The sequence below is a fragment of the Mycolicibacterium neoaurum ATCC 25795 genome (assembly GCF_000691525.1).
In the GTDB taxonomy this organism is placed as follows: domain Bacteria; phylum Actinomycetota; class Actinomycetes; order Mycobacteriales; family Mycobacteriaceae; genus Mycobacterium; species Mycobacterium neoaurum.
This window is the reverse complement of sequence record NZ_JMDW01000013.1, coordinates 165,950-180,965: the sequence shown is the minus strand read 5'-3', so window position 1 is coordinate 180,965 and position 15,016 is coordinate 165,950. Positions and strand designations below refer to the sequence as shown.

At 66.1% G+C, this 15,016-nt stretch carries 13 protein-coding genes and 1 tRNA gene; 5 read left to right on the top strand and 9 right to left on the bottom strand.

All coding sequences use genetic code 11. The features are described from left to right. Positions 1 to 64 precede the first annotated feature (64 nt). Positions 65 to 814 carry an SDR family oxidoreductase gene (locus tag IC40_RS0120215; protein ID WP_030136498.1) on the top strand — a complete coding sequence of 250 codons (750 nt, stop codon included), beginning with the start codon at positions 65 to 67 and terminating at the stop codon, positions 812 to 814. Between the two features lie 87 nt (positions 815 to 901). On the opposite strand, the gene IC40_RS0120210 is transcribed toward IC40_RS0120215, so the two are convergent. From IC40_RS0120210 to aceE, 7 genes are all read right to left on the bottom strand, one after another. Beyond that, the gene (locus tag IC40_RS0120210) at positions 902 to 2,323 is read right to left on the bottom strand and encodes an acyl-CoA carboxylase subunit beta (protein ID WP_030136497.1); all 1,422 of its coding nucleotides are present in this window, start codon (positions 2,321 to 2,323) and stop codon (positions 902 to 904) included. A 55-nt stretch (positions 2,324 to 2,378) separates the two neighbouring features. Further along, complete coding sequence (gene kasB / locus IC40_RS0120205; protein WP_030136496.1) at positions 2,379 to 3,632, bottom strand: 3-oxoacyl-ACP synthase KasB; 1,254 nt, start codon at positions 3,630 to 3,632, stop codon at positions 2,379 to 2,381. Positions 3,633 to 3,702: 70 nt separating this feature from the next. Then, entirely contained in the window at positions 3,703 to 4,953 is a 1,251-nt protein-coding gene (kasA, locus tag IC40_RS0120200; RefSeq protein ID WP_030136495.1) for a 3-oxoacyl-ACP synthase KasA, read from the bottom strand. Then, entirely contained in the window at positions 4,950 to 5,246 is a 297-nt protein-coding gene (acpM, locus tag IC40_RS0120195) for a meromycolate extension acyl carrier protein AcpM (protein ID WP_030136494.1), read from the bottom strand. The genes kasA and acpM overlap by 4 nt, the downstream gene beginning before the upstream one ends. Before the next feature lie 72 nt (positions 5,247 to 5,318). Then, on the bottom strand, positions 5,319 to 6,227 hold the full coding sequence (locus IC40_RS0120190) for an ACP S-malonyltransferase (protein ID WP_081843495.1): 909 nt from the start codon (positions 6,225 to 6,227) through the stop codon (positions 5,319 to 5,321). 131 nt (positions 6,228 to 6,358) lie between these two features. Beyond that, positions 6,359 to 7,642, bottom strand: a complete 1,284-nt coding sequence (locus IC40_RS0120185) for a PucR family transcriptional regulator (RefSeq protein ID WP_030136492.1) — start codon at positions 7,640 to 7,642, stop codon at positions 6,359 to 6,361. A 72-nt stretch (positions 7,643 to 7,714) separates the two neighbouring features. After that, the gene (gene aceE / locus IC40_RS0120180; RefSeq protein WP_030136491.1) at positions 7,715 to 10,504 is read right to left on the bottom strand and encodes a pyruvate dehydrogenase (acetyl-transferring), homodimeric type; all 2,790 of its coding nucleotides are present in this window, start codon (positions 10,502 to 10,504) and stop codon (positions 7,715 to 7,717) included. Between the two features lie 158 nt (positions 10,505 to 10,662). Here aceE and IC40_RS0120175 point away from each other — a divergent pair, with 158 nt between their 5' ends. From IC40_RS0120175 to IC40_RS0120160, 4 genes are all read left to right on the top strand, one after another. Further along, positions 10,663 to 11,208 (top strand): Rv2240c family protein, encoded by a 546-nt coding sequence (locus IC40_RS0120175; RefSeq protein WP_396869105.1) that lies wholly within the window; start codon positions 10,663 to 10,665, stop codon positions 11,206 to 11,208. Positions 11,209 to 11,363: 155 nt separating this feature from the next. Next, positions 11,364 to 11,795 carry a DUF3052 domain-containing protein gene (locus IC40_RS0120170; protein WP_019513346.1) on the top strand — a complete coding sequence of 144 codons (432 nt, stop codon included), beginning with the start codon at positions 11,364 to 11,366 and terminating at the stop codon, positions 11,793 to 11,795. 2 nt (positions 11,796 to 11,797) lie between these two features. Next, positions 11,798 to 12,253, top strand: a complete 456-nt coding sequence (locus IC40_RS0120165; RefSeq protein WP_030136489.1) for a peroxiredoxin — start codon at positions 11,798 to 11,800, stop codon at positions 12,251 to 12,253. Between the two features lie 72 nt (positions 12,254 to 12,325). After that, positions 12,326 to 12,400, top strand: a tRNA-Val gene (locus IC40_RS0120160). A gap of 98 nt (positions 12,401 to 12,498) precedes the next feature. Here the strand turns inward: IC40_RS0120160 and IC40_RS0120155 are convergent. Next, the gene (locus tag IC40_RS0120155; protein WP_138158215.1) at positions 12,499 to 13,833 is read right to left on the bottom strand and encodes a hypothetical protein; all 1,335 of its coding nucleotides are present in this window, start codon (positions 13,831 to 13,833) and stop codon (positions 12,499 to 12,501) included. Between the two features lie 36 nt (positions 13,834 to 13,869). Next, positions 13,870 to 14,805, bottom strand: coding sequence for a site-specific integrase (locus IC40_RS26640; protein ID WP_234411532.1), 936 nt, complete (start codon positions 14,803 to 14,805; stop codon positions 13,870 to 13,872). Positions 14,806 to 15,016: the final 211 nt, after the last annotated feature.

The window sequence follows — 15,016 nt, the reverse complement described above, 5'->3', positions numbered from 1 at the left end:
CACTTGTCATAAGTCAGTTTATATCTGTTTTCCAATTGTTTGACCGGTCGATAGCGTGCGATACATGAGCGAAATCACGGGAAAGTCAGCAGTCGTCGCGGCCGGTGCCAAGAATCTGGGTGGTCTGATCAGCCGGAGTCTGGCGCATCGCGGTGTCAATGTCGCGGTGCACTACAACAGTTCGGCCACCGAGGCCGATGCCGATGCGACGGTCGCCGAGGCCGAGCGGGCCGGCGTCAAGGCCATCAAGGTGCAGGGCGATCTGACCGTGCCCGCCAATGTCGAGAGGTTGTTCGACACCGCCGTCGATGCGTTCGGGGGAGTCGATATCGCGATCAACACCGTGGGCAAGGTCCTGCGCAAGCCCATCGTGGAGACCACCGAGGCCGAGTACGACTCCATGTTCGACATCAATGCCAAGGCGGCCTACTTCTTCCTGCAGCAGGCGGGGCGTCGCCTCGCCGACAACGGCTCGGTCATCACCATCGTCACCGCCCTGCTGGCCGCATTCACCGACGGCTATTCCACCTATGCCGGCGCCAAGAGCCCGGTCGAGCACTTCACCCGCGCGGCCGCCAAGGAGTTCGCGGCGCGCGGGATCAACGTCAACAACATCGGCCCCGGTCCGATGGACACGCCGTTCTTCTACGGTCAGGAGACCCCCGAGCGGGTGGAGTTCCACAAGTCCCAGGGCATGGGCGGGCGTCTGACGCGCATCGAGGACATCGCCCCGCTGGTGTTGTTCCTTGCCGGCGAGGGACATTGGATCACCGGGCAGACCGTCTTCGCCAACGGCGGCTACACCACCCGCTGAACCACCCGCTGACACGGCGAATGGCCGGTGATGACACGGCTTTCCGGGGAGAGCGTGTCGTCACCGGCCATTCGGCCCGGCTGAAGGTTACAGCGGGATGTTCTTGTGCCGACCGCGCCGGGCGGGGGCCTCGGCCAGCGCCTGGGTGATCACGCTGCGGGTGTGCGCAGGATCGATCTTGGCGTCCACCACACCGATCTCGATGGCACTGTCCACCCCACCGGCGATCCGCTCGTGCTCGGCGGCCAGTTCCTCGTGCAGCGCATCGCGCTCATGGTCCGCGGCGGCGGCGAGCTTGCGCTTGTGCAGGATGCCGACGGCGGCCTTGGCGCCCATGACGGCTACCTCGGCATCCGGCCAGGCGAACACCTTGGTGGCGCCCAGCGAACGGGAGTTCATGGCGATGTAGGCGCCGCCGTAGATCTTGCGGGTCACCAGCGTGACCCGCGGGACGGTGGCCTCACCGAAGGCGTGCAACAGTTTGGCACCACGCCGGACCACGCCACCCCACTCCTGGTCGACGCCGGGCAGGTATCCCGGCACGTCCACCACGACCACCAGCGGGATGCCGAAGGCATCGCACAACCGCACGAAACGTGCCGACTTCTCGGCACTCTCGGAGTTCAGGCAGCCGCCGAGGCGCAGCGGGTTGTTGGCGATCACGCCGACCGAGCGGCCGGCGAGCCGGCCGAGGCCGACCACGATCGACGGGGCCCAGCGGGACTGGAACTCCTCGAATGGGGCGTCCGAATCCAACAACGCCTCGACGATGGGGTGCACATCGTAGGCACGGCGGGCCGACTCGGGCATCAGGGCCTTGAGGTCGACATCACCGGACTCGGCCTTGCTGCGGTCGAAATGGCCCTGCTGGCAGAACAATCCGACCAGGCGACGGCCGCGCTCGTAGGCGTCGAGCTCGTCGTCGGCCACGATGTGGCACACGCCGGACTTCTTGTGATGGGCCTCCGGGCCGCCGAGGGACACCATGTCGACGTCCTCGCCGGTCACGCTGCGCACCACGTCCGGACCGGTCACGAAGACCTTGCTGTCCGGGGCCATGATGATGACGTCGGTCAGTGCCGGTCCGTAGGCGGCGCCGCCGGCGGCGAAGCCGACGACCACCGAGATCTGCGGGATGTATCCCGAAGCCCGGATCATCGCCTCGAAGACCAGACCGACCGCGTGCAGCGCCTTGACGCCCTCGGCCAGCCGCGCACCGCCGGAGTGCCAGATGCCCACGATCGGGCTCTGCTCCTCGATGGCGGTGTCGTAGGCGTCGACGATGTGCGCACATCCCTCGATGCCCATCGCGCCGCCCATCACGGTGCCGTCGGTGCAGAACGCGATGGTCTTCACACCGTTGACGGTGCCGGATGCGGCGAGCACACCGGACTTGTCGCGCTCGTGCAGCAGCGCGACGCTGCCGTCGTCGAAGAACGTGCTCAGCCGCAGCAGCGGATCACGTGGGTCGAGCGACTCGGCGGCCGCTTCGGGAGCCATGATGGTCATCCAGTCCTCCTCTTACGCGTCGGATGGTGACCGGCGCCCTCGGGTTTTACTTTGTTCAGTACTTTCCGAAGGTGAGCGCCACATTGTGCCCACCGAATCCGAACGAGTTGTTGATCGCGTATTGGTAGTTGCCGGTGCGCGGCTCGCCAGCCACCACGTCCAGGTCGATCTCGGGATCCAGATTCTTCAGGTTCAGCGTGGGCGGGATGACCCCGTCACGCAAGGCGAGCACGGTGAGAATCGACTCCACCGCACCGACCGCACCGACCGAATGGCCCAGCGCGGACTTGGGCGCGTACACCGCGGGCTTGTGGCCCTTCATGGCGTTGTTGATCGCCACACCTTCGGCGACGTCACCGACGGACGTGCCGGTGGCGTGCGCGTTGACATGGTCGATATCCGAGGGCTGTAGCCCCGCCAGCTCGATGGACCGGCTCATCGCGTGGCCGGCCTGCTCACCGTTGGGGTCCGGCGCCACGATGTGGAAGCCGTCGGATGTGACGCTGGCACCCATGATGCGAGCAAGGATGTTGGCGCCGCGCGCCTTGGCGTGCTCCTCGGTCTCGATGACCATCATCGCGCCGCCTTCGCCGAAGACGAACCCGTTGCGGTCGACGTCGAATGGCCGACAGGCGCCCTGCGGGTCGTCGTTGGTGTTCGACAGCACGATGCGCATCTGGGCGAACCCGGCGATGGGTACCGCCTCGATCTTGGTCTCGACGCCACCGCAGATGGCGATATCGGCTTCACCGAAGACGATGTTGCGCCACGCGTTGGCGATACCTTCCGATCCCGATGCGCAGGCCGAGATGACGGTGTTCACACCGGCTTTGGCCTTGCGCTCCAGTCCGACGGCAGCGGCCGCGCCGTTGGGCATGTACATCTGCACGACCAACGGAGAGACGGCCCGTAGACCCTTGGCCCGCATGCCGTCGTAGGCGAAGATCAGTTCTTCCGCCGAGCCGAGGCCGGTTCCGATGGAGACCATCAACCGCTTGGGGTCGACGTCGGGGGACCCGGCGTTCTCCCAGACGCGTCGGCCGATGACGGTGGACATCTTCTGCAGATAGGACAGCCGCCGCTTCTCGACGCGGTTGAGCTCGTCCTCGAAATCCTCCAGTAGGTGACCACCGATGCGGACCGGCAGGTCGTACTCCTCGACGAACGGGTCATCGAGCCGGCGGATGCCACTCTCACCGGCGAGCAGTTTCTTCCATGTTGTTTCGGCATCGGTGGCCAACGCGGTCGTCATGGCGATGCCAGTGACGACCACGTTGGGCAAACCGTTCCCCGTAGACAGCTTGTTCAAGCCGTTCCCCACCTCATGTACTGCGATCTTCCAAAAGGCCTGTCTTCTGAAGCCTCAGTGACGCTCTGTCTCAGTACCGCCCGAAGGCCAGAGCCACATTGTGGCCACCGAAACCGAACGAGTTGTTGATGGCGTACTGGTAGTCGCCATAACGAGGCTCACCCGCGACAACATCGAGATCGATCTCGGGATCGGGGGTCTCGTAGTTGAGCGTGGGCGGGATGACACCGTCCCGCAGCGCCAGCACGGTCAGGATCGACTCGAGGGCGCCGACGGCACCGATCGAGTGGCCCAGCGCCGACTTCGGCGCGTACACCGCGGCGTGCTCCACACCGGCGACCCGGATGGCGTTCGCCTCGGCGACGTCGCCGATCGAGGTGGACGTAGCGTGCGCGTTGACGTGCGAGATGTCCTTGGCAGACAACCCGGCGGTCTCCATCGCGCGCTTCATGGCCTGGCCGGCGCGAGCGCCGTCCGCGGCCGGAGCCACCATGTGGAACGCATCGGAGGTGATACCGGCGCCCATCAGGCGGGCCAGCGGCTTGGCGCCACGGGCCAGGGCGTGCTCCTCGGTCTCGATGACCATGAGCGCGCCGGCCTCGCCGAAGACGAAACCGTCACGATCCTTGTCGAACGGCCGGGAAGCCGCCTCGGGATCATCGTTGCGGGTCGACATCGCACGCATCATCGAGAACGCCGCGATCGGCAGCGCCTCGATGGCACCCTCGACGCCGCCGCAGACCGCGATGTCCGCATCACCCATGACGATCTGACGCCATGCGTGGGCGATGCCCTCCGAGCCCGACGAACACGCCGAGACGGGGGTGATGACACCGGCACGGGCCCCGAGTTCGAGACCGACGACGGCGGCTGCGCCGTTGGGCATGATCATCTGAACGGCGAGCGGGGACACCTTGCGGGGCCCGCCCTCGTTCATCGCGTCATAGGTTTCGACGATCTTCTCGCCGCCACCGAGCCCGGTGCCGATCACGACCGAGAAACGGTCGGGATCGACCTCCGGCTTGCCCGCGGTCTCCCAGAGCTGGTTGCCGAGGTACTTGGCCATCCGCTGCACGTAGGACATCCGTCGCATTTCCAGACGTGACATCAGCGGATCGAGCGGCTCCTTGAGGTGCCCACCGATCTTGGCTGCCAGGTCCCACTTCTCGACGAAGTCGTCCTCGAGCTTGCGGATGCCGCTCTCGCCGGCCAGCAAGCCCTTCCACGTGCTCTCGATGTCCGGTGCCAGCGACGTGGTCGCCGTGACGGCGGTTACCACGACATTCGGGAACCCGCCGTTAGCAGTGGAAGGTTTGGTCATTCCGAGCCAAACTTCTCGCGCAGGGCGGCAGCGGCCTCGGGGTTCTCGGCCTCGAGCTTCTGGATGTAGGCGACGACGTCACCCACGGTGCGCAGACCGGCGAGATCCTCATCGGGGATCTTCACGCCGTACTTGTCCTCGGTCTGGACGGCGATCTCGACCATCGACAGCGAGTCGATGTCCAGGTCGTCGACGAAGCTCTTCTCCGGGGTGACCTCGGAGGGCTCGATGCCGGTGACCTCTTCGATGATCTCGGCGAGACCGGCGATGATTTCTTCTTGACTGGCGGCCACGATGGCTCCTTCTTTGTTTGGCCATCCCGGCTGTCGGGATGGTTCGAGTCTGTGGTTCTTTCGTACTCCGGGTCAGAGCTCGGCGAGCCCGTCCAGGTCTTCGGGGGCCTTGATGGCCTTGGTCGGCGTGCCCTTGAGCTCGCGCTTGGCGATACCGACCAGTGTTCCGGCGGGCGGGAACTCGACCAGCGCCGACACCGCCATGCCGCGCAGGGTCTCGTTGATCAGGTCCCAGCGCACCGGGCGGGTCATCTGGGCGACCAGCTTGGTCATGGCGTCGGCGGCGTCGGTCACGGGCTTGCCGTCGGCATTGGACAGCAGCGTCTTGGTCGGTTCGTCGGTCGCCACCTGAGCCGCGGCGGCGGCGTACCCCTCGGCGGCCGGTGCCATGTAGTGGGTGTGGAACGCGCCGGCGGTGGCCAGCACCCGCACCCGCGCCTTTGCCGGGGGATCCTCGGCAAGCTTCTCCAGCGCGGCGACGGCACCGGCGGCGACGATCTGGCCGGCGGCATTGCGGTTCGCCGGGATCAGGTCGAGGGATTCCAGCCGCGCCAGGACCTCGGCCTCGTCGCCGCCGAGCACGGCGGCCATACCGGTGGGCTCCAGCGCACAGGCCTTGGCCATCTCGGCGCCACGGGTGGCCGCGAGCTTGACCGCGTCATCGGCGGAGATGACGCCGGCGATGGCGTAGGCGGCGATCTCGCCGACGGAATGTCCTGCGACCACGGCGTCCTTGCCTGCCAGGCCGTCACGCTTGGTGAGCTCCTCGTAGGCCAGCAGCGTGGCGGCCACGACCAGCGGCTGGGTCACCGCGGTATCGGTGATCTCCTCGGCGGTGGCGGTGGTTCCCAGGCGCACGAGGTCCAGTCCACTGATATCCGACCATGTGGTCAGACGGTCGACGGCGCCGGGCAGCTCCACCCAGGGGGTGAGCATGCCGGGCGTCTGGGATCCCTGGCCGGGAGCAAGCAAAGCAAGCACGGGATTAAGAAAACACTGTGAGTCGCTCATAGCGCCGTGTAAGAGATTATGAACCTTGTCTTATTCTTTTGTGGAGTTTCTACAAAACAGCACGTGAAGCGACCGGGACGTGACCTCGGCGCGATATCCACTTACCGCAGAGGTCCCGACCAACGGGTCCCCAGCGGCCCCACCGGCCCCGTTGTACTGCCATTTGTCGTGCTGAAGTGGCCCAGGTCACGTTGTAGCCGGCCGACGGTGGTGGCGACGCGCAGGACGTATGCATCGCGGGGGACGGTGGGATCACGCCCGGTGAAGTCGGCGATCCGTTTCAGTCGATAGCGCACGGTGTTTGGATGAACGAACAATTTGCGAGCGCACGCTTCTATCGCACCACCCGAATCGAGATAGGTGTCCAGCGTCTCGGTCAGCGCCGGACCGGCATCGGCGAGGGGATGCATCACCTCGGATTCCAGCGCGGCCAGGGCGTTCTCGTCACCCAGCAGCGCGCGTTCGGGAAGCAGTTCGCGGGCCGATACCGGGCGCGGGGCGCCGCTCCAACCCGCTACGGCATGCATGCCCGCGATCGCCTCGGCGGCGCTGCGGTGCAGGCCGGACAGGCTCATCGCGGTCGGTCCCACGACGACAGGTCCGTCGTCGAAGACGGTGAGCAGGTCGGCGAGGAAGCGGTCGGTCAGCGACAGCGATCCGGCCACGATGGCGACCAGCCAGGTGCCGTGCACATCGGAGAGGGTGGCCCGGTTGTGCCGGTTGCCTGCGGCATGCACGTCACCGATGGCCAGATCGATGCGATCCGGACGCGGGGTGCCGACGATGACGGTGGCCGGAGCGGTCGCGTCCCAGTTCAGCGCGGCCGCCTGTGACTGCAGCCCACTGCCCGCATCGCCGCGCACGATGGCGTCGACGATATTGGCCTCCATCCGGGTGTCCCAGGCCCCGCGCGCCTCGGCCGCGTCGGCGTAACTCGCCGCGGCGGCGAACGCCAGATCACGGCTGTAGCGCAGGATGCCGACCGTCAGGGCCTTGGTCTGCTCTTCGTTGCGGCCGAGCATCGGCAGCAGTTCCTCGAGGAACTCCGTGGTCACCCGAACCATGTCCACGGTCTGGCGTAGCGCGACGTGACGGGTCAGATCCTGTGGCACCAGGGCGAAGGCCTCGGCGGTGTAGCCGAGGTCGCTGCCAGGGTCGTGCAGCCACTCGGCGAAGTTGACGACGGCGGTCTGGACCACCAGCTGCACGCTCGCGCGCTGGGAGGCCTCCAGGTCGGCGAAGAACGGCAGCCGCTCCTGCATGGCCTGCACCGTCTCGGTGGCGAGTCGGCCCGAGTACTGCTTCAGCCGACGGCGCAGCGACTCCGGAACGCCCTCCAGGATGGTGAGCGGAGAACGCGGCTCGGGGAAGGAATTGTCGGGCACCTCTAAAATTTTACCGTCGCGTTTGTGGAGCCCCGCCCTTTTTCGCTGCGGGCGGGGCTCCACACGCGACAACTAGGCGCTGCCGGTGTCCGCGTAGGAGACCTCGGCGGCCTGGACATCGTCGATGCGATACTCCTTGGCCGCGGCGATCGCGACCGACGGATCGATCTCGCCGTCGCGGGCCAGCGCCTCCAGCACGGCAACCACCACCGACTCGGCGTCGGTGTTGAAGTAGCGCCGCGCCGCAGGGCGGGTGTCGGAGAAACCGAATCCGTCGGTGCCCAGCGTCAGATAGGTGCCGGGCACCCAGGGCCGGATCTGCTCGGGCACTGCGCGCATCCAGTCCGATACCGCCACCACCGGTCCGGTGGCATCGGCGAGCACCTTGGTGACATAGGCCGTCGGTGCCTCCCGGTCGGGGTGGCGCAGCCGCTGCTTCTCGGTCTGCACACCGTCGCGGTTGAGCTCGCCCCAGCTGGTCACCGACCACACGTCGGCGGCAACATCCCACTTGTCGGCCAGCATGTCCGCGGCCCTGATGGCCTCCGGCATCGACACGCCCGAGGCCAGGATCTGCGCGGTGCTGGTGCGCTTCTCCGGTGCACGCCGGAAGCGGTACATCCCGCGCAGCACGCCCTCGGGATCGAAGTTCTCCGGTTCGGCGGGCTGCACGTAGGGCTCGTTGTAGATGGTGATGTAGAAGAAGACGTTGTCCGGATTCTCCCCGTACATCCGCTTCAGGCCGCTTTCCACGATGTAGGCGATCTCGTAGGCGAACGCCGGGTCGTAGGTGACCGCCGCCGGATTGGTCGACGCCAGCAGCAGCGAATGCCCGTCGGCGTGCTGAAGACCCTCACCGGTCAGCGTGGTGCGTCCCGCGGTGGCGCCGAGGACGAACCCGCGCGCCATCTGGTCGGCGGCGGCCCACAGTCCGTCGCCGGTGCGCTGGAACCCGAACATCGAATAGAAGATGTAGATCGGGATCATCGGTTCGTTCTGGGTGGAGTACGAGGTACCCACCGCGGTGAAGCTGGACGTCGAGCCCGCCTCGTTGATGCCCTCGTGCAGGATCTGGCCGACTTCGCTCTCCTTGTAGGCCAGCATCAGCTCGGAGTCCACGGCCGTGTAGAGCTGGCCGTTGCGGTTGTAGATCTTCAGGCTGGGGAACCACGAGTCCATCCCGAAGGTGCGCGCCTCGTCCGGGATGATCGGCACGATGCGCGGCCCGATGTTCTTGTCGCGCAACAGTTCCTTGAAGGTGCGCACGGTCGCCATGGTGGTGGCCACCGGCTGCTTGCCGGAGCCCTTCTTCAGCGCCTTGTAGGTGTCGGTGCCCGGCAGCGTCAGCGGCTTGGCCTTGGTGCGCCGTTCGGGCAGGAACCCGCCGAGGGTGCGCCTGCGGTCCAGCAGGTAGCGGATCTCCGGGGCGTTCGGTCCGGGGTGGTAGTACGGCGGCAGGTAGGGATCCTTCTCCAGCTGCGCGTCGGTGATCGGCACCCGGGTCACATCGCGGAAGGTCTTGAGGTCTTCCAGCGCAAGCTTTTTCATCTGGTGGGTGGCGTTTCGGCCCTCGAAGTGCTGGCCCAGCGTGTAACCCTTGATGGTCTTGGCCAGGATGATGGTGGGCTGGCCCTTGTGCTCCATGGCCGCCCGGTAGGCGGCGTACACCTTGCGGTAATCGTGCCCGCCGCGCTTGAGGTTCCAGATCTCCTGGTCGGTCATCGGCTCGACGAGCGCCTTGGTGCGCGGATCGCGGCCGAAGAAGTGATCACGCACGTAGGCGCCGTCGTTGGCCTTGTAGGTCTGGTAGTCACCGTCGGGCGTCGTATTCATCAGATTCACCAGCGCGCCGTCGCGATCGGCATGCAGCAGGGCATCCCATTCGCGGCCCCACACCACCTTGATGACGTTCCAGCCGGCGCCCCGGAAGAAGGACTCCAGCTCCTGGATGATCTTGCCGTTACCGCGGACCGGGCCGTCCAGGCGCTGCAGGTTGCAGTTCACCACGAAGGTCAGATTGTCCAGGCCCTCGTTGGCGGCAACCTGGATCAGGCCGCGCGACTCCGGCTCGTCCATCTCGCCGTCGCCGAGGAATGCCCACACGTGCTGATCGGAGGTGTCCTTGATGCCGCGGTCGTGCAGGTAGTGGTTGAACCGCGCCTGGTAGATGGCGTTCATCGGGCCGAGGCCCATCGACACCGTCGGGAATTCCCAGAAGTCGGGCATCAGCCGCGGGTGCGGGTAGGAGGGCAGCCCGCCGCCGGTATGCGAATGCTCCTGGCGGAAGCCGTCCAGTTGGTCGGTGGTGAGGCGGCCCTCGAGGAACGCGCGGGCGTAGACGCCGGGGGAGGCGTGGCCCTGGATGAAGATCTGGTCGCCACCGCCGGGGTGGGCCTTGCCGCGGAAGAAGTGGTTGAAGCCGACCTCGTAGAGCGAGGCCGACGAGGCATAGGTCGAAATGTGGCCGCCCACACCGACTCCCGGGCGCTGCGCGCGGTGCACCATGATGGCCGCGTTCCACCGGATCCAGGCGCGGTAGCGTCGTTCGACGTCCTCGTCGCCGGGGAACCAGGGCTCCAGTTCGGTCGGGATGGTGTTCACGTAATCGGTTGAGGTCAGCGCCGGGATGGCGACACGCTGCTCGCTCGCGCGTTCCAGCAGTCGCAACATCAGGTAGCGCGCACGGGCCGGACCGGACCGCTCGACCAACTGGTCGAACGACTCCAGCCACTCGGCGGTTTCGTCGGAATCGATATCGGGCAGATAGGAGGCGACGCCCTCACGGATCACGCGGACCCGATCGGTTTCGCCTGCAGTGCCAGAGTTTTGGGCCAGGTCTTGGCGCGCGAACTCGGTGGTCAACTACGGCTCCTCGGTAGAAGGTGCTTTCAAGGGGTGGATCTGGTGCTTGTGGCAGCTCATATCCTCCCCCTATCGTGCCCGACGTCACCGTGCGGGGTGGCCTCGTCGAATGATCCGGCGATCCGGTGGGCGAGGCGGTAGGTTCGAGGGCGATGCTGATGAGTTGGCGGGGTGGCCTGGCGACAATCTGCGCGCTGGGTGCCGCGGTCGGGGTGGTCGGCTGCAGTAGCACGGTCGGCGGTACCGCCACGGTCGACACCGCGGACGCACCGGTCTATCAGGCCTCGGTATCGGCGTCGGCCGCCGAATCATCGGCGGTGTCCAGTTCCAAGGAAGCCTCCCGGCAGTCGTCGATCACCCGCGAGGCCGTGCACACCTCGTGCGAGGCGGTCAGTTCCAGCAGTGCCGATGCCATCACGTCGGTCAATGCCTATGTCGACGCCCGCAACGCCAATGCCGATGTCGCGGCCTCGGCCCGGCCCGCGATCGCCGCGCTGAACACCAGCGCCGACGTGGTAACGGGCAGCATCTCCGACCCGCTGCGCCCGGACCTGCGCGACGCGCTGCTGGGCTGGGCCGATGCCGCGCGTGCGGTGTCCGCGGCGATCGCCGACGATATCGGTCCCAGTCCGTTCAACGACGCGATCAACCGGCTGAACGATTCCCGAACGCTGGTCCTGGACCTCTGCGATGCCGCATATTGACGGGCATTTAGACGGGTCTTGTAACGGGTATCGGAACGAAGTTGACCAAAAGTTGACCCGAAGTTGCGCCCAGGAGGGCGGCTGACAGGACACGACGTGCGACGATAGGCGTCACGCGTATTTGCGGAACATCAAACATCAGGAGGAGGACAAAGGTGGTCGCGGCGGGGAAGGAATCTGACCCCAATTACGCCCGCAGTCTGGGCATCGAGAAGGGCCAGGTTGTCCAGGAGTTGGGGTGGGACGAGGACACCGACGACGACATCCGGGCCGATATCGAGGACGCCAGCGGTGGTGAACTGCTCGACGAGGACGCCGACGAGGTGGTCGACGTGGTGCTGCTGTGGTGGCGCGACGACGACGGGGACCTTGTCGACCGGCTGATGGACGCCATCGCGCCGCTGGCCGACGACGGAGTCATCTGGGTGGTGACGCCCAAGACCGGTAAACCCGGTCATGTGCAGCCCGCCGAGATCGCGGAGTCCGCGCCCACCGCGGGCCTGATGCAGACCTCGTCGGCGAACCTGGGTGGCTGGATCGCCAGCCGGCTGGTGCAGCCCAAGTCCAAGGCCGCCGGCAGGCGGTAACCGTGCTCCAGGTCGGGACCCCCGCACCGGACTTCACGCTCAAGGACCACAACGGTCGTCCCGTCACGTTGTCCGCGCTGCGGCCCCGTGCGGTTCTGCTGGTCTTCTTCCCGCTGGCCTTCACCCCGATCTGCCAGGGTGAACTCGGGGAGATCCAGCAGCGTTTGGCGGAGTACCAGAACGACGACCGCGCGGTGCTCGCTCTCTCGGTCGGGCCGCCCCCGACGCACAAGACCTGGGCGAACGAGAACGGGTTCACCTTCCCGGTACTTGCCGATTTCTGGCCGCACGGCGCCGTCGCGCAGTCCTACGGGGTGTTCAACCCCGACACCGGCTATCCCAACCGGGGCACCTTCGCCGTCGACTCGGCCGGGGTGATCCGGTTCGCCGAGTGCAAGGAGCCGGGCGTCGCGCGCGATCAGGCCGATTGGCGGCGGGCGCTGGCCGCGCTGGGTTAGGACTGCTGGTGAGGACGTCTGTCGGCCGGGATTTCTCCGCATGCGGGCACGGCGTGTAAGTTGCCTGCGACGGGGCGCGTAGCTCAGTGGTAGAGCTCTGGTTTTACACACCAGCGGTCGGCGGTTCGAAACCGTCCGCGCCCACCATTCAAATCCCCTGGTAGGGGCTAGTTTTGGATCTAGTCGAAACCTGGCGGCCGACCCCCCGGTAGGCCACGAATAGGTCAGTGTCCAACCTGATGGGTCTACGCCGATCCGTCTTCGAAATCATCAATGACGAGCGGGTTGCCGTCTGAAAGGTCGTTCGTGATTTCGGGCTCTCCCGCCATCCACGGCCACCGCGGCTCGCCATTGCGGCGGAAGAAGAGGAACGCTCGGTCCGCAAGGAACAATTTGCGACTGGCCTTGCTGTAGGTGAGGACTGACGGCCTCACCTCAATCTTGACTTGCAGGCGGTCGATGCGATCCAAAGCTTGCGTGAGATCAGAGAGCCGAATTGCATGACCGCCGTGTTCATCGATGGATGCGAGTAAGGCCGCCGAGTCAATACCTTCGGACAAGTCATGATCGGAGGCGTCGGAAGCTGCCTGTAGCAGATACTTGTAGACCTCTAGGCCCTCAGGCAACCGCCGCATCCCGCGAACGAAGTTGTCGGCGAAGGTCTGAAACCTGCCTTCCATTTGTTCCGCTACGGCACGTTTCGCGATGTCGAGGGTCTCGCGGGATCCGATAGTGGGAGTGCCGGACCAACCTGACGTGGTTTCCTCGATCCCTTCGGCTCGGCAGAGCTGCTCCGCAAGGCGCTGGACCAATCCAACGCTGCCGGAAGCTTCGCGAACGAGCTCGTCGATCACGCCCTCCGGAATGCGGATGCGGAGCGCGTTGCATCCCTGCCTCACCACTTTGGCGAGCTCCTCGTCGCTCCAAGTCAGATGGATATCTTCGACGCGCCCCTCCAAGTCGCCGTTGTAGTAAGTGAGGAGGTGGTCCTTCGGCCAGACTCCGACGACGATCACGTAGAGCCCGTACTCGCCCATCGCCTTGAGCAGAAAAGAAAGGTCCTTCTGCACGCGCTCGTCTAGGTAATGGAAATCTTCTAGTACAAGGCGTTTGCCAGATGCTGCGATTGTGGTGGAAACCCACGAAAGGTCTGCTGGTGACTTGCCAATAGGTTCGTACTCGGTCTCTGAGCCTCGACCGGCAGAGCCGCTGACCGTACCTTCGGCCTTCGCCTTCGCCAGTATCTTTCCCAGCTCGGCCGCGCCTGAAAAGTCGAGCTTTCCCTCGAATTCTTGGGTCGTCGTTCGCTTAAGCTTGGCCTCAACTCCGAGTCGTCCGAGCGCTTCTCGGATGAGAGATTCGGGCGTCGAACCTGGCACGCACTGCAAGATGATCGTCTCGGGGTCGGCAAGCCCCTTCTCTCGCAGCCAAGATTTGCCCTGCTTGCTGCCGCCGTGTATCGCGATATGGCGGCGGGAAGCCAACGCGTTCTTGAATCGCTCATCGAGTCTGCCCCGGTTGACGTATGAAGGGCTGCCCACGTCGGCACCCATCCCAAAGACCTCTTGCATCCGCACCACGGCACGAGCGTATCGGCAGCCCCCGAGAAGCCTCGGCTAATCGCTGCTAACACTCCGGGATCGGCCAAGTAACGCATCACCTGCTAAGGCCAGAGCATCGTCGTAGACGTGTCCGTACACCCGCAGCGTGATGGCCGGGTCATGGCCCAGCCACTTGGCTGTTGCCGAAGGAGTGGTGCCCCCATCGAGCAGCATGGTGGCGGCGGTGTGCCTGACATCGTGGAGTCGGATCACAGGCACCCCGGCCGCCACGCAGTGAGCGGTGAAGGCCTTGGAGTAGGTCTCGGGCCGGATGGGGAAACCGTCGGCATTGACCGCCACCAGGCCGGTGTCGGGCCAGTCCGCACCGAGGGCCAGTTGCTCCTCGGCCTGGCGCGTCTTGAAAGTGCGCAAGGCCGTCAGCACCTCGCGCGGCATCGGCAGCGTCCGCGCCGACCGAGTGGACTTCGGTGCACCGGTTACCGTGCCGCCGCCAACGACGACGCGGCCCTGGGCGATGGTCACGGTGGCAGCGTCTTGGTCCACGTCATCCCACCGCAGGCCCAGAACCTCCGACCGGCGCAGCCCAGCCAACGTCAGCAGCCAGCACGCGCTCAGGCGGTCACCGGCAACGTAGGCGCGGAATGCGGCGGCCTGCTCCGGTGTCCACGTGGCCATCTCGGCGGCGGTGACCTTGGGCCGCTTGACCAGCCGGGCGACGTTGCGCGCCACGAGGCCCTGGGCCATTGCGTCATCGAGCGCCGACGACAACACCACCAGCATGGTGACGATGGTCCGCGCACTGACGCCACCGGCCACCTTTGGGCGCTCAGGATCGGCGGACTCGGCTGCGGCGTAACGCCCGCGTGCCGGGCGGACAACTAAACCCGAGGCCAGCAGTCGCGCCAGTGCCTTCTCCCCGGCGTTGCCGAATTCGGCGTACATCTCCCCGAAGCTGGTGCCCTCGGGCCGGTCTCGCAGCCAGGCCAGCACCTCGGCGCTACGCCGTCCGCGTTTGTCCCCTGGGGGTTTCGCGGGCCTTCGCGTACACGATGGTCAAGACCGGTCACCTGCCCGTGATCAGGCTTGGCAGCACGCGGATGCGCGTACCCAGTTCCAAGCTGTTGAAGATGCTGGAGGGGGAGAGCACCCAGGTCGGGGGCGGTGCAGCGTGAGCGCCCCGACTGCTACCGGACTCGCCGCC

Excerpts from the sequence above, each read along its gene's own strand:
- IC40_RS0120215 (WP_030136498.1), top strand. The coding sequence starts at position 65 with ATGAGCGAAATCACGGGAAAGTCAGCAGTCGTCGCGGCCGGTGCCAAG.
- IC40_RS0120210 (WP_030136497.1), bottom strand. The coding sequence starts at position 2,323 with ATGACCATCATGGCTCCCGAAGCGGCCGCCGAGTCGCTCGACCCACGT.
- kasA (WP_030136495.1), bottom strand. The coding sequence starts at position 4,953 with ATGACCAAACCTTCCACTGCTAACGGCGGGTTCCCGAATGTCGTGGTA.
- IC40_RS0120175 (WP_396869105.1), top strand. The coding sequence starts at position 10,663 with ATGAGTTGGCGGGGTGGCCTGGCGACAATCTGCGCGCTGGGTGCCGCG.